The sequence below is a fragment of the Hungatella hominis genome, assembly GCF_014288005.1.
Lineage (GTDB): Bacteria > Bacillota > Clostridia > Lachnospirales > Lachnospiraceae > Hungatella > Hungatella effluvii.
Genome location: NZ_JACOPB010000010.1, coordinates 99,899 through 118,348, shown reverse-complemented (window position 1 = coordinate 118,348; position 18,450 = coordinate 99,899). Strand labels below are relative to the sequence as shown.

14 protein-coding genes and 1 tRNA gene are annotated in these 18,450 nt (G+C 49.9%); 2 read left to right on the top strand and 13 right to left on the bottom strand.

The features are described from left to right. Positions 1-36: 36 nt before the first annotated feature. The 9 genes from H8S75_RS20165 to H8S75_RS20125 all read right to left on the bottom strand — a co-directional run bounded on the left by H8S75_RS20165 (position 37) and on the right by H8S75_RS20125 (position 9,363). Positions 37-462 (bottom strand): GtrA family protein, encoded by a 426-nt coding sequence (locus tag H8S75_RS20165; protein WP_002602416.1) that lies wholly within the window; start codon positions 460-462, stop codon positions 37-39. Positions 463-549: 87 nt separating this feature from the next. Beyond that, a complete protein-coding gene (locus tag H8S75_RS20160) occupies positions 550-1,548 on the bottom strand; it encodes an FAD:protein FMN transferase (RefSeq protein ID WP_412335515.1) in 999 nt (332 codons plus the stop codon). Between the two features lie 68 nt (positions 1,549-1,616). After that, complete coding sequence (locus H8S75_RS20155; protein ID WP_187023127.1) at positions 1,617-2,417, bottom strand: sirohydrochlorin cobaltochelatase; 801 nt, start codon at positions 2,415-2,417, stop codon at positions 1,617-1,619. A 251-nt stretch (positions 2,418-2,668) separates the two neighbouring features. After that, a complete protein-coding gene (locus H8S75_RS20150) occupies positions 2,669-3,859 on the bottom strand; it encodes an iron-containing alcohol dehydrogenase (protein WP_187023126.1) in 1,191 nt (396 codons plus the stop codon). Positions 3,860-3,974: 115 nt separating this feature from the next. After that, entirely contained in the window at positions 3,975-4,895 is a 921-nt protein-coding gene (locus H8S75_RS20145; RefSeq protein ID WP_187023125.1) for a LysR family transcriptional regulator, read from the bottom strand. Then, positions 4,892-5,566 (bottom strand): redox-sensing transcriptional repressor Rex, encoded by a 675-nt coding sequence (locus tag H8S75_RS20140; RefSeq protein WP_187023124.1) that lies wholly within the window; start codon positions 5,564-5,566, stop codon positions 4,892-4,894. The genes H8S75_RS20145 and H8S75_RS20140 overlap by 4 nt, the downstream gene beginning before the upstream one ends. Before the next feature lie 38 nt (positions 5,567-5,604). Continuing rightward, positions 5,605-7,314, bottom strand: coding sequence for an ABC-ATPase domain-containing protein (locus H8S75_RS20135; protein ID WP_187023123.1), 1,710 nt, complete (start codon positions 7,312-7,314; stop codon positions 5,605-5,607). Then, complete coding sequence (queA, locus tag H8S75_RS20130) at positions 7,311-8,426, bottom strand: tRNA preQ1(34) S-adenosylmethionine ribosyltransferase-isomerase QueA (RefSeq protein ID WP_187023122.1); 1,116 nt, start codon at positions 8,424-8,426, stop codon at positions 7,311-7,313. The genes H8S75_RS20135 and queA overlap by 4 nt, the downstream gene beginning before the upstream one ends. 76 nt (positions 8,427-8,502) lie before the next feature. Next, entirely contained in the window at positions 8,503-9,363 is an 861-nt protein-coding gene (locus tag H8S75_RS20125; protein ID WP_187023121.1) for a hypothetical protein, read from the bottom strand. Between the two features lie 115 nt (positions 9,364-9,478). On the opposite strand from H8S75_RS20125, the gene H8S75_RS20120 reads away from it, so the two are divergent. Further along, positions 9,479-9,550 (top strand) — tRNA-Arg (locus H8S75_RS20120). Positions 9,551-10,240: 690 nt separating this feature from the next. On the opposite strand, the gene H8S75_RS20115 is transcribed toward H8S75_RS20120, so the two are convergent. After that, positions 10,241-12,370, bottom strand: a complete 2,130-nt coding sequence (locus tag H8S75_RS20115; protein WP_187023120.1) for a YhgE/Pip domain-containing protein — start codon at positions 12,368-12,370, stop codon at positions 10,241-10,243. Further along, a complete protein-coding gene (locus tag H8S75_RS20110) occupies positions 12,360-14,669 on the bottom strand; it encodes an efflux RND transporter permease subunit (RefSeq protein ID WP_187023186.1) in 2,310 nt (769 codons plus the stop codon). Before H8S75_RS20110 ends, H8S75_RS20115 begins: the two co-directional genes overlap by 11 nt. Before the next feature lie 222 nt (positions 14,670-14,891). Between H8S75_RS20110 and H8S75_RS20105 the strand changes: the two genes are divergently transcribed. Beyond that, positions 14,892-16,010, top strand: a complete 1,119-nt coding sequence (locus H8S75_RS20105; RefSeq protein ID WP_187023119.1) for a BtrH N-terminal domain-containing protein — start codon at positions 14,892-14,894, stop codon at positions 16,008-16,010. Between the two features lie 116 nt (positions 16,011-16,126). Here the strand turns inward: H8S75_RS20105 and feoB are convergent, their stop codons facing one another. Together feoB and H8S75_RS20095 are read right to left on the bottom strand one after the other, a co-directional pair. Then, positions 16,127-18,124 carry a ferrous iron transport protein B gene (gene feoB / locus H8S75_RS20100; RefSeq protein WP_187023118.1) on the bottom strand — a complete coding sequence of 666 codons (1,998 nt, stop codon included), beginning with the start codon at positions 18,122-18,124 and terminating at the stop codon, positions 16,127-16,129. Further along, positions 18,117-18,350 carry a FeoA family protein gene (locus H8S75_RS20095; protein ID WP_002602399.1) on the bottom strand — a complete coding sequence of 78 codons (234 nt, stop codon included), beginning with the start codon at positions 18,348-18,350 and terminating at the stop codon, positions 18,117-18,119. Before H8S75_RS20095 ends, feoB begins: the two co-directional genes overlap by 8 nt. Between the last annotated feature and the right edge of the window lie 100 nt (positions 18,351-18,450).

Below are 18,450 nucleotides of genomic sequence, written 5' to 3'. Positions count from 1 at the left end.
CATATGCAGTTACCTGGCCGTACTTCGGCCAACCTTTCACAGGGATTTTTCTTCGCTCTTCCTGAATATAAAAAGTTTACTGAATACGTAGTTTACAATTACAACAATCACAGAAACTGCAATCTTGCTGATATACTCGTCCATATGAATCCATGATACCATGACAATCATAAAGACCATCTCCATCACACCCGACACGGCTCTGCACGCCACAAACGACGTGATCTCCTTCATAACAAAGGCCGGGCGCATATTATAGCTCTGAAATACGAAAATCTTATTCACAATAAACGCAAACAAGACAGATACAGCCCATGCCACCGCTGTCGCTATGCGGTAATCGATATGAACCTTTACCATGGCCGCATAGACCACCCAGTTCACCAGTGTGGTCAGCACCCCGAAGATCAGATAAGAAATGACCTCTCGATTCATAACCTTGTCCCATATTTTTTTAATCATAACACTGCTCCTGTCAAAATTACATTTCTTCTATTGTAGTATAGTGCCGGAAAAATGTAAAGCAAATCCCCATGAATAAAGGAATCCTTAAGATTCTTTATCCAGGAACTGCTTCGCTCCCTCCGAATATACAATCTCATAGTCGTCGGTGATAAACACGCCGTAGGCGCCGTCGATGGAATCGAGCAGGTCCTTTCCCTTCTCCAGTCCCATGGAAAAGCAGGTCGTGGAAAGGCCGTCCCCATCCACGGACAGATCGGAGATGATGGTAACCGATATAAGTCCGTTCTGATACGGATATCCGTCTCTGGGATTTAATATATGGTGGTAATTCACCCCATCCTTTTCAAAATGGCGTTCATAGACACCGGAGGAAACGACTGACATTCCGTCGATGTTCAGCGTCGCAATCGTCTCATTCCGGTCTGCATAAGGTTTCTGAAGGCCGACCTTAAACGGCGTTCCATCGGGCCTTTTCCCGATACAGAGCACATTGCCGCCCAAATTGATCACGGCACTCTTCACACCCTTCCCAACGAGATAGTCTTTCATGCGGTCCGCAATATAGCCCTTGGCTATAGCCCCCAAATCAATGGCCGTATCCGGCGAGCCGAACGTAAGGGTATTCCCAGCCAGCTCCAGATTCTTCCAGTTCACCTTGTCCCTGGCTTCCCTGATCTCGCTATCCGAAGGAACTATATGTTCATCCGACGAAAAATTCCACAGGGAACTGAGGGGCTCGACGGTAATATCAAAATCCCCATCCGAGACTTCACTGTAATGAATTCCCTTTTCCAGCAGAGCCGCCACATCGTCTGAGACGGTCACGGTCTGCTCATCCGCAGAACGGTGGTTCAGCTTGTAAATCTCGCTTCCCTCGATGGTTCTGCTGAATATATTCTCATAGGAACGGCACAGTTCCAGGCTGCCGTTTAAGATATCCGGATCATCTGTATCATACAGAGTCACGGTTACAAACGTATTCAGCATAAAACTGGACTTTGTAATTGGTTCGATCTTTCTGGCGCATCCCGACAGCAGCCAGATGGAAGCGGCAGCCGCAAGACAAACCGCGGCAGCCGCCATTCTCTTTCTTTTTTGCATATTACCTGTCCTTTTCCTTATATAACGAATAGTGTCATTCTAGCAAAGCGCTATTTCAAAGTCAAGGACCGCACCGCCATTTTCGCGTGATCAACAATCATTCTGCGAATCCCTTCCAGCTCTCCCAGCCCCTTCAGCCGGCACACCACCTCGTATCCGTCCGCCTTAAATACACTCTTCCAGGAGTCCTCTTCGTCGCCTGCCATATCGTTATTGGCATGGTCTCCCGCCACGATCATCAGCGGCTGAAGCACCACCCGGCGCGCACCTGTCTGATCCGCCTCGCGCTTCATATCTTCCAGCGAGGGCGTCGCCTCCACAGTCCCGACATGGTACCGGCCGTATCCCTGTTTCTTAAATTCCGCGGCAAGACGCACATAGACCTCATTCGCCGCATGTTCTGTCCCATGGCCCATGAGAATGATCTCCGTTCCCTCCTGGTCAAATTCCTTCGTATCCTCTGCCAGAATGCGGACGAGCCGCTCATAGTCCTCATTCGAAGTGAGCAGCGGGGCGCCTACGGCCACTGCCTCAAAGGAAGCCTCATAGGGACTCATCTCCTCCATCATAGCGTCGAATTCCTCGCCGCTCATGACATGGGTGGGCTGGACCAGAACCCTTTTTATGCCCTGATTTAAAAGTCTTTCCATTGCCTCCGACACTCCGTCGATCGAAATGGAATCCCGTTTCTTTAAAATATTAATAATCACCCGGCTGGTAAACGCCCGGTGGAACTCGTAACCATGAAAATGTCCGGCAATCGTCTTCTCGATCTCCTCGATGGTCTTCTTACGGCTGTCATTATAACTGGTTCCGAAGCTGACCACCAGCACTGCATCCTCTTTTTTCATCCGTTCCGTCCTGTCCCTTCTTTTTTGATTCCCTGATACCATAACACAGATAAAAAACGGTGTCAAACAGCTTTTTGATACGATTCACTCCCCACCCGCAGTCCTGTGATCCAGGGCGGCGGCAGAGCCGGTCTGGATCACAGGACTGCGGGCGGGGAGTGAATCGTATCTTTTTTTACGCACCAAGGGCGCAGGACCATATGATCCTGCGCCCCCGGCACACATTGCATTGCTAAACAGAAAGGAGATTTTTAGAAATCCACCTCTTTATCATAGTAACAACAGGTTAACAGTTTCTCCATTTCGGCCGGTGTAATCGGTCTCGGATTGGACCCGGTGCATGCATCACCGACTGCCAGCTCTGCTACTGACGGTAATTTTTCATTGAATTCTGTCTCGTCGATGATTCCGACTTCGTACTCTTTGATGCAGGTTGGAATATTCAGCTTCTCATTCATCCCTCGGAGTTCTGTGATCAGCGCATCCACAAGCTCCTCATCGGTGGAACCCTTGAGGTCAATGAAACGTGCAATCTCAGCGTAACGCTTTGCTGCTTCCGGTTCTTTCGCGTTAAACTTGATTACTTTAGGAAGGTACATGGCATTGGCACATCCATGTACGATATGGCCGCCGGAATATGCGGCGCCCGTCTTATGGGCCATGGAATGAACAATGCCCAGAAGCGCGTTGGAGAATGCCATTCCTGCCAGACATTGTGCATTATGCATGCGGTCACGGGCAGCCATGTCTCCATTATAGGAATCGATTAAATCGTTATGTATCATCTTGATGGCATGAAGCGCCAGCGGATCGGTATAATCACAGTGGAGCGTGGACACATACGCTTCGATAGCGTGTGTCATGGCATCCATACCGGTAAACGCGGTCAGCTTGGCCGGCATCGTCTCAGCCAGATCCGGATCAACAATCGCTACGTCCGGAGTGATGTTGAAATCAGCCAGCGGATATTTGATACCCTTGTCGTAATCCGTAATTACGCTGAATGCCGTTACCTCAGTAGCAGTACCGGAGGTTGACGGAATCGCACAGAATCTTGCTTTTGTACGGAGTGTCGGGAAGTTAAACGGAATGCACAGATCTTCGAATGTGGTATCCGGATATTCATAGAATGCCCACATCGCCTTGGCCGCATCAATCGGAGAACCTCCGCCGATCGCCACGATCCAGTCCGGACCGAACTCACGCATCATCTCAGCGCCCTTCATAACGGTATCCACGCTGGGATCCGGTTCCACACCTTCAAATAATTTCACTTCCAGGCCGGCTTCTTTTAAATAGTCGATTACTCTATCGAGAAAGCCAAAACGCTTCATAGAGCCGCCGCCTACTACCACGATTGCCTTATTTCCCTTTAAATTCTTAAGCTCTTCAAGGGCTCCTTTTCCATGATACAGATCTCTTGGTAATGTGAATCTTGCCATAGTAAAATCCTCCTCGCCATATTTTTATGCTGATCTTATTGTAGACTCAGGGAGGAAAAAATACAAATGTAAATTCCCATATATCAGTATATAAATATCGATATATAGATACTGATTAAAATTCACCCATCAGGCCTGCCTTTACCTGCTCCAGCTCTTCCAGAAACAGCCGTTCCCATTTCCCCATCTTATAACCATTTCTGTAGACGAGGACATCGCGGTACCGGTGATTTCCGTCTGCACACGGCTTCTCGGTCAGTCCGTGCTGCCTTAAGACAGACGGCGGCATGGGGGATACCCACATATAGGTGTCGCTGTTCTCATGGAGAAGCCCCATCTGGGTTCCCCTCTCGAAGATATAGATCCTGTTGGCCGGCGGGCTGTCCGCGGCCTTAAATTCCCGATGGCCGGAAGTGCTGCCGTCTCCATGGGTGATCTCGATGTAGGGCAGCAGATCGCCTGGCTCTATGTGGCCGGCTAAGGCCAGGGGATGGGCCTGCGACATCAGGAGGCGTTCATCGTATTCCAGCAGAAGCTCCGTCTTCAGCCCGCATTCCGCGGCCTGCTTGGTGTAATATGCCTCTGCTGAAGGCTTATATCGGATGATCCCCAGCTTATACTCCCCACGGTCCACATCACGCAGAGTGTCGGCGGAATTCGTCTCCCGAAGCCACAGATTCATGCCTTCCTTCCGGTCAATCCGCCTCACAAACATGGAAAACGCATAGCTGATATAGCTGGCCCGGGGCATGGACAGGGCGAACTCCACACCGCCTGTCTTCGCAGGCTTATAAAGCGCCTCCATCTCCTCTAACTGAGCCAGTACATTTCTCGCATATTCCAGAAAGATCCTGCCTCTGGCCGTAGGAACGACCCCCTTGGACGTCCGCTTGAAAATGGGTGCTCCCAGGCTTTCCTCCAGCGTCTTTATGGCCTTGCTCAAATTCGGCTGGTCCATGTAGAGATTTCCGGCCGCCTGAGTGATGGATCCGGTTTTTTCAACCTCCACGGCATATTGCAGCAATACAGTATTCAAACACCATTCCCCCTCGCTGCATCCTTATCCGTTTCGTAGAGATATTTTGACAGTGCTGCCAGAGACACGGCCATATTCTCATTCTGAACCAGCACGTGATCCGGTACGTTCAGATGAATCGGCGCGAAATTCCAGATGGCTCTCACACCTCCGTCCACCAGCCTGTCACACACCTCCTGCGCGGAGTCCGCCGGAACTGTGATAATGCCAATATGGATATTCATTCTCCGGCAGAGATTTTCCAGTTTCTCCATGGGAAGAATCATCTTTTCCCCGACCTTCTGCTCTGCCTTTTTGGCGTCTCCGTCAAAAGCCATGACGATCTCCACGCCATACTGCTCAAACCCGCGGTACGATAAAAGCGCCTTTCCAAGGGAACCCGCGCCCACCAGGACGGCCTGATTCGTATTATGGTACCCCAGAAATTCCTCAATGTCATCAATCAAATCCTTAACTACGTACCCCGTCTTCGGCTTCCCCGCCGAACGCGCCACCATAGCGATATCCTTTCGGACCTGAACCTCATTCAGCTGCAGATCCAGCGCAATCACCGGTGCGGAGATATTGACAAGTCCCTCAGAATCTCTGCGCTCCAGGTAATGATGATACACAGGAAGGCGTTCCAGCGTCTTTCTGGAAATCCCCCCAACCAGATGTTTTTTTTCTTCCATGACTGACCCCTTTGCTAATCCAGCTAACCGCCTGTTCCCTAAAACATCAGACTGCGGCAGCGATTGATACAGGCAAATATCTCCTGACGCCTCGGCATACATAAATTGACCGGCAGATATCCGTCGTCCGCCAGTGCCGCAAGGCCTTCCGCCGCAACCTTCTTTTCCAGCAGGTCCACGATCTGAATCAGATTCCGCCTGCCATCTATGAAATGCGTTCCCGCATATTTTAACAGATATCCCAGAGCCGCGATCTGCTCCGTATCCGCAATCTGTTCCACAAAACGAAGCTCCACCACCTCCCGGTCAAACTGCAGGCTGTCACGGCCCAGAACCTTCATCTTAAACCGTTCGTCCCTGCCTCCGGTCTTAAACTTCTTCGGTACCCGTTCAAAGGAAACCGGCGTTAATTTAAGCGACTGGACGCCTTCTCCGAACCCGGCAGCGGCCTCCTTCGCCTCTTTGGTCACTTCCTTCGGCACATAGCAGTCCATCTGTATGACACGGTCCGCCACATGGAAATAGGCGCCCGAGCTTCCGGCTACCAGAATCGTGGAGATTCCCTGCTCGTCATAAAGCGCCCGGACCCGCTCCACAAATGGAGTGATCGGTTCCTGATCCCGGTGCACCACCATCTGCATCAGCTCGTCCCGTATCATGAAATTGGTCGCGCTGGTATCCTCGTCCACCAGAAATGTCTTTGCTCCGCTCTCCATCGCTTCCACCACACCGGCCGCCTGAGACGTACTTCCGCTGGCGTCCTCGGTGCAGAACCGTTTCGTATCCCTTAGATCCGGAAGATTCTTTATGAACAGTGAGATATCCACGTTTTTAACACTCCGTCCATCCTCTGCGCGCAGCTTCACCGCCGACGCCTCCGTGACGACGTACTCCCTGCCATCTCCGGCGATATGATTGTACACGCCCGACTCGAGGGCAGAGAGAAGCGTGGATTTACCGTGGTAGCCTCCGCCCACGATCAGAGTCACACCGCAGGGGATACCCATCCCCTTAATCGCCCCTGCATAAGGAAGCTTCATCACCACTTCCATCGAAGATGGGGACGTAAATGGAACCGCCTTCGCCATCGGCCGGTCCGATACCCCGGATTCCCTCGGCAAAATGGATCCGTTCGCCACAAACGCTACGAGTCCCATGGCAGAAAGCAGCCGTCTCGCTTCCTCCTGGTCCTCCGCCAGTTCAGAGACTTTTTTCACCTTCTCCTTCTCTGCGGCCGGATAGGTTTTGTAAAAACACGTGCCCGCCACGCACTCCGGCAGAAATTCAAACAGAATCTTAATCAGTTCCCCGGAATTGATCGTCCTTCCGTTCGCCGGAAATCCGACTTCTATGCGGATCAAAATGCCTCCATCCTTCGGATCTGCCACACACGCGGTTCTCTCCAGAATCTCCTGGCCGCACCGGCTGACTGCGATCAAACCGCTCTTTCCCGAACCTCTCGCCTTAAAATTGTACCGTTCCACCCTGGCGGCGAATTTACGAAGCAGCAGGTCCTGCAGCGCCACCCGCTTATGACTCAGGTGATAGGACTCTGCCGGAAAACATGCTTTCTTTCCCTCCACCCGGATGCTGACCCTGGATGGCGACGCAAACGGGTCGCCCTGCACATGGTCGATGCTTAAGGTAAAGTCCGGAAACTGGTAAACACCCTTTGCTCCCTTGTAGGCGGGATATCCCTTCCGGTCAACGGAGCGGAGAAATTGTCTCAGATCTTCTGCTGATTTCATTTTTCCGTCCTTTCTCCGGCCTCGTTGCCGACCTGATCTCCATCACCGTTCTGCTCTCCGCCATCGGGAACCGCTTTCTCGTGAAGATCGGTGATAAACATGGCGTCTCCAAAACTAAAGAAACGATAGCGCTCTCTGATGGCTTCCTCATATGCGTTCAACACGTGCTCCCTGCCTGCCAGAGCCGAAACCAGCATGACGAGTGTGGATTCCGGAAGATGGAAATTGGTTATCAGACAGTCCAGCGTCTTAAAACGGTATCCCGGATAGATAAAGATCTCCGTCCAGCCGCTCCCCGCCTTCAGCACACCGTCGTCCGTGGAAGCAGACTCGACGGTACGGCAGCTGGTGGTTCCTACGCAGACGATCCGTCCTCCGTTCTTCTTCGCATCGTTCACCTTCTTCGCTTCCGCCTCGTCCACAATATAGAATTCGGAATGCATGTGGTGCTCCTCGATCTCATCCACTTTGACCGGCCGGAATGTGCCGAGCCCTACATGAAGCGTTACATGGGCGATCGCGACTCCCATAGCCTCGATCTCTGCCAGCAGCTCCTTTGTGAAGTGGAGTCCCGCCGTGGGGGCTGCTGCCGAGCCCTCATGCTTTGCGTAAACGGTCTGATAGCGGGTCTGGTCCTTAAGCTGGTGAGTGATATACGGCGGAAGCGGCATCTGGCCCAGCCTGTCGAGAATCTCCTCGAAAATCCCCTCGTAGGAAAACTGTATCAGCCGGTTTCCTTCCTCTATAATATCCACCACCGTACCCGTCAGCAGCCCGTCGCCAAAGGTAATCACCGTGCCGATCTTCGCCTTTTTTCCAGGCTTCACCAGCGTCTCCCAGATGTCATTCTCCCGTCTTTTTAAGAGCAGGATCTCGATCTTCGCCTCGGTTCCTTCCTTCACGCCGAACAGTCTGGCCGGGATGACTTTCGTGTCGTTGATGACAAGGCAATCCCCCTTCCTCAAATAAGAGAGGATATCCCGGAACGTCCGGTGTTCGATTTCTCCCGTCTTTTTATCGAGAACCAGAAGCCTGGAAGACGAACGGTCCTCCAGTGGGTCCTGCGCAATCAGCTCCTGCGGCAGCTCGAAATCAAAATCTTTTACATTCATGTCTCTTCTCCTTAATCTCAAAATGCTTCCCTGCACGGTGCTACGCAGAGAAGCATCTGTTGTTATGTATGTTTTGTCATTCGTTTCCGGACATTTCGTCTCCGTTTACCGTCACTTCATTTTCGGAAGCTTCTCCTTCGTCTCCGCCGTCGGCGCCTTCGCTCTGAACGGATTCTCCGGTTTCTCTGCTCTCACCGTTTTCCCCAACGCCTTCTGCCTCTTCACCGCTCATCAGTGCCTGATAGACAGCCAGAAGGTTGGAATCCGTTTCCAGTGCGGCGCGCAGGCCGACATTGACTTCTTCCGCCATACTCTGCACGGCCTCCGACTCGTTTACTTTAGCCATGTACGCCCCATCCTCTGGAGTGACTTCCGCCATCATATGCCAGCTTCCGTCCGCTCCCCGCTTCACAAAGCAGGCAAACAGGCTCGGTGCCATGGTATCCGACTGACGGAACTTGATCTGAAACCTGGTATAGACCACCAGGGTATTTTCCTCAGGGCCGTTCACGCTGTAGCAGGCAATATCGTTATAACTCTGATAGTATTTTACTTCTTCCTCCATACGAAGGCCTTCTTCTCTCAGCTCCTCCGGTGAAGCGCTGTCTCCGTATACCTCTGCAAGACCATTGATATCGCAGGTCCTTCTCGCCTTAAAATAAGCCTCCATCAGGCTGCGGATCTCTTCCCCTGCCTCTTCCAGATGATATGCGGTGTCCTCCGTATCCCCTGTCTTCTCTTCTGTCGCTTCCGCCGTCCCGATTTCGATCTGTGATACATCTTCCGTCGATTCTCCCTCTTCCCCCTGCGGCCTGTCCGCCACAACGATCACAATAATCAGGATAATCACAACAAGCGGAATCACCATAAACTTTAAATATCGGATGGTTTCTTCATCTGCAAGACGTTTTTTTAAGTTTTCTAACAAGTCCTTCATACGGGCCTTAACCTCCTGGAGATTCAATCTCCGTTTTATTCTAACAAACTATGATATAAAAATCAATAAAAATAGTCTTGCAATTCATAAGAAAATATAGTAGAATATGAAAGATGCATCTGTAGCTCAGTGGATAGAGCAGTGGCCTCCGGAGCTGCGTGCGTAGGTTCGATTCCTATCAGGTGCATTCCTAATGAAAGCCTTATTTTAAGCGGTTTTGATTTCTCTTGCTTAAAATAAGGCTTTTTTACTGCCATGTTTTTGCTGCTGCAGCAGCAAACTTTTCTTTTGATTTTTAAATTTTTGAGACAGTTATTTTTCTCAGCACAGGAAACATTCTATCAAACAGCTGTATGGATGACTGTTTTGCCACGGTAGAGTCACGCCCTTTAACATGAAAAAGTCAGAACGCCCCTCATGGAAGGACGTTCTGACTTTTTCATGATTACTCACCTTTCAAAGTATTCAATATCTCCTGTGTGTATATACCTGGTTTTCTGAAAAGTCAATTCCCCCAATTGTACTTCAAACTTGTCGACATAAGTCAACTCATCTTTCATACTTTCGGAAAAGCCCAATTCAAAATACGCAACAAAGGTTTCCGGATTTAGATTCTCAGGTATTTTCTCAAAATAAAAACTAATTAACAGGTTAGAAGCTGTAATATCAAACGTCTCTGTATTTCCATCAAATGCATTTGTTGTTACATCGGAAGGAATGTGAACGGAAAAACCAATTTCAGAAATCGTGTACGTATTCCATATTACGGTATTGGTACCCAGCCTGCAAAAGCATGAACAGAAAAGAGAACCTGGATTCTGCCGGAGGCCAGGACCGGATACCCATTAAAGATCCGGCCTACCATGAGTATCTGTTACTATTTTCCAGTAAAAAATCCTGTTACCGTATCCCATATCTTCACAAACACATTTACAATTCTCTGCCACAGCCCGACATTCTGCGGAACCGGTTCGATATCAACCGCGTTCGTATTCACATCTTCTTCGCTGATCTCCTCTGTGCGCAGAATAATCTGAATGCTGGCCGGAGACGGATTCTTATCCGAGGTGAAGGAAATCATAGATTGAGACGGGTCCATTTCCAGCAGATTCGTGTCATCCTCGATCTTATCCAGCTCATCCTTTACACTGGCTCTCAAGTCCTCGTTGGCATCCTTTAATTTGTCGCTGGTGCCCTTGGTATCCGCAGCCTTTTCCAGAATATCAATCAGGCCGTCAAGGGTCTGCTTCGTACCGTTTTCCACCGCGCTCCGGTTGGTCCTGGCCGTGTTCTGCACACTTCTCAAGAGCGCGATCACCTGGCTCGTGCCGGAACTCATCTGATCGAGGGAGGCGGCCATGTCATCAAGCATCAGGTCAAAACCGGCTTTATCTTCATTGATGGTCCTGTTTAAATCATTGACATCTCCGATCAAGGTCTCGATACGGCCCATGATGGAGCTGATCTCCCCTGCCGCATCCTGGCCGCTCTCAAGGCCGTCGTCCAGGCGGATTCCAGACAGTGTGCGCTCCAGATCGCTCACCATGCCCTGAAGACCATTAACCACAGGGAGAAGCGCCCTGGCCGCTGCCGCCAGCTTCGAAAGGCTGGCCGCGTCTCCCAGGCCGTTTCCGTTAATCGCATCCAGCTGGCTGCGCAGGCGGTCCACGGCATCGGAGCCGACAACGGACTCCATGTCATCCAAAATTCCGTACGTCTCCTCCAGCAAATCACTCAGCGTCTCCTGCTGCTCCGCCAGATCTTCCTCATCCAGTTCTGCAGGGATACCTCCGGCCGTCTGTATGATATTCTGAAGTACTTCATTTATCTGTTCCAGCTGATCGTCTACAATCTGCAGATGATCCAGAATCTCGTCCCTGTTGGAATTATTCAAATCATCCCGCAAATCCCCCAGAGAGTCCTCCAGATCACTGAGTTTTCCTGCCAGATCAAAGAAGTCATTGCCGGAGCTTCTCAGAGTCTTCACGATGGCGTTGATTCTCGTGTTGATTTCATCCAGGGACTGCTTATTCGTATTAATATCCGGAGCCAGCTGGCTGATTTTTTCATTGACAGCTTCCAGACTGTCCAGGCTGTTATCCGCGTTGGCTATGATTTCGTCCTTCGACGCGTCCAGCCCCGCTCTCGCCTTCTGCAAATCCTCCAGACCCGCCTGTGCCACATTCATGCCGCCGCTGATCCGGTCCAGGGTATCCAGAATTTCATTCATACCATCCAGCAGCTTATCGGTGGAATCCCCTACCGTGTCCTTTACCTCTTTGATATCGGTAATCTCACTCATCTGGTCCAGCGTTCCGGGAATCATCATCATGATCAGGCCCATCGACTCGAAATTCGTCGTGCTGATCCCGATGTGAAAGGTCTTCTCTTCCCCTGGGACAGCGGCAAAAATCACAACCTTATACGTTCCTAATGCCTGTGTTTGAGAGCCTGGCGCCTCCACAGCGTTTACATCTTCCATATTAACCATGGTCGCCACCTGAAGAAGCATGTTGTTGCGGTAGTACTCCTTTGCATTCTCATTGGGAATGCAGTGTACATCCATTTCCACCAGTCCATTGGCATGGACCAGTTCCTTTGCTTCCTTTGGAATACCATTTAATTTATAGGACACGTCAAAATTCCATGGGAGAATCACCTCGTCGTTGTTCAGCTGGCACTCGTAGTAAAACCGTTCCTTTGAGTCCTCCGGCAGCTGCCAGGTGACTCCATCCCCGCTGATCACTGGTTCCGCGTAATTGGACATATTCGTTACATCTGTATAATTTCCATAATCCGTAAATGTTCGAAGGCCGTTTAAGGAAACTCCCTTCACTACACTGCTGTCCACCTGATTTCCGTAATAATCCAGATTCACATACAGCGCCTCATCCGTAGCAACAGCGGGCGGTCCCGCAAGGGCGCTGCCCGCCATGGACATGCCGAGCATCGAGCTGATCAATGCGGCGGCGGTAATTTTATATCTGATTTTTCTTCTATTTCTCATTTTCCTTCACCTCATCCTCAATATTTTTTGACGGCTGAACCACTTCTATTTTCTTATCTTGCTTCACCGGCCCCATCTGCTCCGCTTCCATTTTCTTCTTTGGCTGCCCCGGCATCATCTGCACCGTTTTTTGCTTCATCTGTTTCTTCAAATCCCGTTTTTTCTGCTTCACCGCATGGCGCGTTTCCTCTATCTTAATTTTCTTAGCTTCTTCCTTCATCAGCAGCGGATCCGCCATGGTAAGGAGCACGGGAAGCAGGAACAGTACCATCAGGACGCTGATCAATGCCCCGCGTCCGATCAGATGACCCAGACCGCCGATTGCAGCCACCGAGGAAACGAAATACAGGCCGTACCCCGCAATTGTCAGAATCGTCCCCGATGTTAGTATGGAAAGGGCGCTTCGCGATACTGTATGCTTGATCGCCCGTGCCTTTTCGGGATACGTTCTTCTCGCATCCATATAATTATTCGTCATCAGAATCGAGTAATCCACCGTAGCCCCCAACTGCAGGCAGCTGACGATAATATATCCCATATACAGCATACTTTCTCCTGTAAAATACGGAACCGCCATGTTGAAGAAGACTGCCACCTCGATAGGAATCAGGACGACAATCGGGATTATCAGCGATTTAAATGATATCAGAACCACCAACCCCACGCCGAGAATTGACAACAGGTTGACGAAATTGTAGTCCGCCGTAATAATTGATTTGATATCCTGCGTGGAAGGGATCACTCCCGTTATATAGGAGTCCTCCGGATAATAGCTCCGTACAATGGACGTGATCTCATTGGCACACTGGAAAGCAAAATCGCTCTCATCCGAAGTCTTTACATAGATCATAATTCGGCTGTAGTTGTCTGTGTGCAGCAGGCTCGTTGCGCTCTTTGGAATGATTTTTTCCGGTATTCCCTCCGGAATGGTGCCTGCCAGGGAAGTCACCGATTTTACGTAATACAGATCATCCAGCGCATCCGTCAAATCCTTCTCTTTCACCATGCTGGTGTTCGGAACCACGGCCAGAATCAGATTGCTCTTGCCGAAGCGCCCGTTGATCTGCTGCTCATCCTCATACACCTTCGTTCCGGGGCTGGACCCGAGAGCGCTGTTTCCAAACGTAAATGAGTTCATATTCTGAGCTGTAAATGCGGGAACCACAAATAGAAGCACAACTCCCAGAACCACATACCGCACTCTGTAGACCACCTGTCCCAGACCATGGAAGGAAGGCATAAAGGACTTATGCTCCGTCCGTTTAATCCGGTCTCCCCAGCGAAGCAGGAGCGACGGCATCAGAAACAGCACGGTAATCAGACTGACCACGATTCCCTTCGCCAGAACGAATCCCAGGTCTTTACCAATACTGAAACGCATCAGCATCAGTACGACGAACCCGATAATGGTGGTGGCGCCGCTTGCAAGAATAGAGGGCAGTGACTTATGTATTGCGTTGGTAATGGCGGTAACGGGATCATTTCCTTTGGCCCGCTCCTTTGTAAACATGTCGAGCAGGAACACCGAGTAATCCATGGCGACGGCCAGCTGCAGAATCGAGGCCACGCTGAAGGTCAGAAATGATATGGTCCCCAGAATCAGATTCGTTCCCATATTGATGATAATGGCAATTCCCATGACCATCAAAAACATGACCGGCTCAAACCACGAAGTGGTCGTGAGGCATAAAATAACCGCGATCATCACCACACCGAGAGCCATGGCAATGCTGATTTCCCGCATCAGCGTCTCATTTAAAGACTTATTCTGTACTGCGGAGCCCATGAAATAGCCCTTGTCTCCTGTGAGGGTCTGCATTACATTGATGGCAGATTTCGTCAAACTGCTGGAATCGCCTTCCTCAAAAATGATATCCATCACCGCATAGCCATCTTTATAGTAATCCTGGATATCGTCGTAGTTAATAAAGATATTGGCGTTGTACACATCTGTCGTCGTATCCGCCCACATAACCATGTCCACGCCGTCAATCTCCGCAATCCGGTCCTTATAGGCCTTGGCTTCATACAGCGTCACCGGCCCCACCATCACACGGGCGGTTCCCGGATAGCCGAACTCCTCTTCCATCCGGTTTAAACCTTCCTTAGCAGGCGCCCAGTCAGGCAGGTATTCGCTCAAATCGTAATTCACATGCACAAAACAGGCAGATATCACCGAAAGAATCACCGCAATGGCAAAAATTTTCTCGATCCATCTGCCTTTCTGTACAATTACATCAACCATACTAAAACGCTTTTTCTGCTTTTTCTCTCTTATTTTTCTCGTCTTCACAGCCATCACCCTTTTCAAATCTTTACGACCTTAACAATAATACCATTTTGCCTTTTTGTAATTATACAATTTATTTAAGTTGGATGGTTTTTAGACAAAAACAGAAATATGTCTAAAAATAGATAAACCGGTCGTACAAACGCTCAAAAGCCTCTTGACTCTATCACAATGTCATGGTTTAAGATCAGGATAACACAAGAAACATAATCACGAAAAGCGAGGTGTACTATGAAACAAATCATTGAACTGAAACACCACTCCCACGACTATGAATGCATGTGGAATGGAATCGAAGATCTCTATATGAACGAAACAGGAGAATCTCTCCCGGATGGATTTTTCTTTCTGCTCTCCGGCTTTGGCTCCTTCTGCTACCGAAAAACAGACAAATCAGACTTGAAACGCATGGTAGCCCTCGGCGACGGCCGGACAAAACACATGTATGCATTTCTGGCGCCGATCGCAGGGTTCACCTACGCACACCATTCCTACAGCACCTTTGAACGGGCGCTGAAAAAGGCGAAAGAGGAAATCGACGCAGGTTATCCCGTTGTATTGGGGGCTCTCGATATGTACTATCTCTCCTATTATCCAAAGCTTTACCAGAAGGAGCACATTCCCTTTCATTACGTACTGATGACAGGATACGACGACGATCAGCGCCTCATCTGCCTCTATGACTGCGGCCGGACGCAGCTTCTTACCCTGGGATATGACGAACTGAAAAACAGCATGAACTGCAGTTATCCAGGATTAAGCAGTGAAAATACGATCTGTACGGTCAGAATGACGGAAAAAAGGAGCAAGAACCAGATTGCCTCCGAAGCTCTGGCGCTTCAAAAGGAGCATTTTCTGAATCCTCCCGCTTCATTCCTGGGATACAAAGGCCTTGAAAAGATGATCCGCGAGCTTCCCGACTGGAAAAAACAGCTGACAAAAGAAGAGTATGACAAAATCCTGCTGAATATGGTCACATTTTTTGGTACCGTTCCCACAGTTCCTAATGCGCTGAAGGGAATCGCGGAGCCGGATGAAATACGTTACCGGGGAACATTCGACAAAATGGCCCAAATGCTTGTCGAAATCGGAACGGAATGGTTGGAAGAAAACGGAATGGTACAATCGGAGGAAGGCGGTATGGTGCGGTCGGAGGAAAGCGGTATGGTACGGCCGCAGGCAGGCTGGATTGAAGCAGCGGATTGTTTCCACAGATGTGCCGATTATATTGAGGAGATATCCACCGTCATCATCCGTTATCTGAGTGGAAACGGTGATGAAACGGACCAGTTTCCGTCCCTTTTCACCGCACTGCTGGAACAGTTAAAGAAAGGTTACTCGCTGCTTTAATCCGGCATCCTGTCATGTCCAGTTCCTGATTAAATCCTAATTTCATTTTCATACCTGTATAGAAAAACGCCCGAACAACTTTACCGTTCGGGCGTTACAAACTATTTTTATTGAAATTAAAAGAGTAAGCTTCCAATCTGGAACACAAGCACCGCGGCTCCCCATGCGGTCAATAGCTGAAACAGAACCATTCCCAGAGTCCATCTTGTAGAACCGGTCTCTTTTCGTATGGTTGCCACCGCAGCGATACACGGAGAATACAGCAGGCAGAAAATCATCAGCGCATAAGCATTGACCCCGCTAAAACCAATGGAGGACAGAACTCCGGAGAGCTGGTTCATGCCTCCGGCCGAATTGATGTTTCCAATTCCAAACAAAACGGAGAAGCTGGATACCACGACCTCCTTAGCCGACAGGCCTGATATCAGCGCCACCGCGATTCTCCAGTCCCCAAGGCCGGCAGGATTCAGAACAGGCACCAGAACCCGCCCGATCATAGCGGCAAAGCTGTTGGAAACATCCTCCACAAATCCGGATGGTCCGCTGTTTAACACAAACCACAGGACAATGGAAGCCAGGAATATGGTGGTTCCCGCCTTGCTCAAGTAATCCTTTACCTTATCCCACACATAGATGGCCACCGTGCGCATATTCGGCGTCTTATACTCGGGAAGCTCAATCAACAGGGTATCCTCTTCCCCGCCCTTTGACATCCGGTGCGTCACATGGGCCACCGCTATGGCTACAGCGAGTCCGATCAGATACAGGGAATAGGCCACGATCAACGCATGCCGCGGAAAAAACATATCCGCAAACAGAACATAAATAGGCAGTCTGGCTGAACACGACATAAACGGTGTGATCAGAATGGTTCTTCTTCTGTCCTTTTCACTTGGCAGAGCCCTGGCCGCCATGACGGCAGGCACGGTACAGCCAAAGCCTAACAGCATGGGTAAAAATGCCTTGCCGGAAAGCCCTACCCGCCCCATCGTCTCATTCATGACATAGGCAACTCTGGCCATATAACCGCTGTCCTCCAGAAAGGCCAGGGCCAGAAACAGGATAAAAATATTCGGCAGAAACGTCAGAATTCCGCCGACACCGGCCACAATGCCATCCACAACCAGGGACGTGATCCATTCCGAAGCGTGAATATTCTGAAGGAAATACAGCGTACTGCCCGAGAGCCAGTCGAGACCGACTTCAAAAAATCCCTTTAAGAAATCACCGACCGTGAACGTCAGGAAGAATACCATTGCCATGATCCCTAAGAAAATAGGAATTCCCCAGATTAGATGCGTTAAAAACGCGTCAATCTTATCGGTCGATGCGGCCTTTGATTCCTTGTTGACCAGACACTCCTTTATGATCTCTTCTATGTAATCGTATTTCTGATTAATAATCTCTTTCTCGTAATTATGGTCAATGATGTTATTTAAATCTACCGGATGATCATTCCATACGGTCTCATCGTATTCCATAAACTTGATGGCATGCCACCGTAAATTGTCCATCTCCCCATAGTGGGCCTTAAGCACCGTCTCCACCTTGGAAATCTTGTTTTCGATCCGGGGGGTATACCCCACTACCGTGCCCTGGGGACCTTCCTCGTAGTGATGAACCACGGCGTGCATCAGCACATCCAGGCCGGTACGCTTTCTGGCCGATACCGGTACGACAGGAATGGAACCCAGCATCTCAGGAAGGCGGTGCAGATCGATTTCCATCCCGCGGTCCTCCACGATATCCATCATATTCAAAGCGAGGATTACCGGTTTCTTCAGTTCCAGGAGCTGAAGGGTCAGGTAAAGATTTCGTTCCAGTGAAGAGGCATCCACTACATTGATGATGACGTCGACTTCCCCATCCTCGATGCATTTTCTTGTGACTTTCTCCTCGATGGTATAGGAAGTCAGGCTGTAGATTCCTGGTGTATCAATGACACGGATCGGCCGTCCTTTATAGCTGGTTTCACCTTCCACCCGCTCCACCGTAACTCCGGGCCAGTTTGCCACCTTTAATTTTGCTCCTGTGAAGGCGTTAAACAGCGTTGTCTTACCACAGTTCGGATTTCCGACGAAGCCTACGTTAATTACCCTATTTTCATCACTCATGGTCTGCGGCCTCCCTGATCTCAATTCCCTCTGATATTCTGCGCCCTAACGCCAGACGGGTACCCCTTACCTTTATAATCACGGTCCCACTGCCTTTTTTATTCATCAGGGTTACCGGCGTCATCTCGTTGACGCCGAGGGCCTCCAGCCGCCTCGTAATCGTGTCATCCACCATTACGCTGTAGACAATATATGTCTTACCTATTTCGCCTTCGTGCAATTTCATTCTGTTCTCCTCCGGACTGCCGTTTCAAATGCATTCCCCTGTTTTATAAAATGGAAAACCCAGGCCTCACAATCGCTGGCCTGGGCACCTCATATATTCC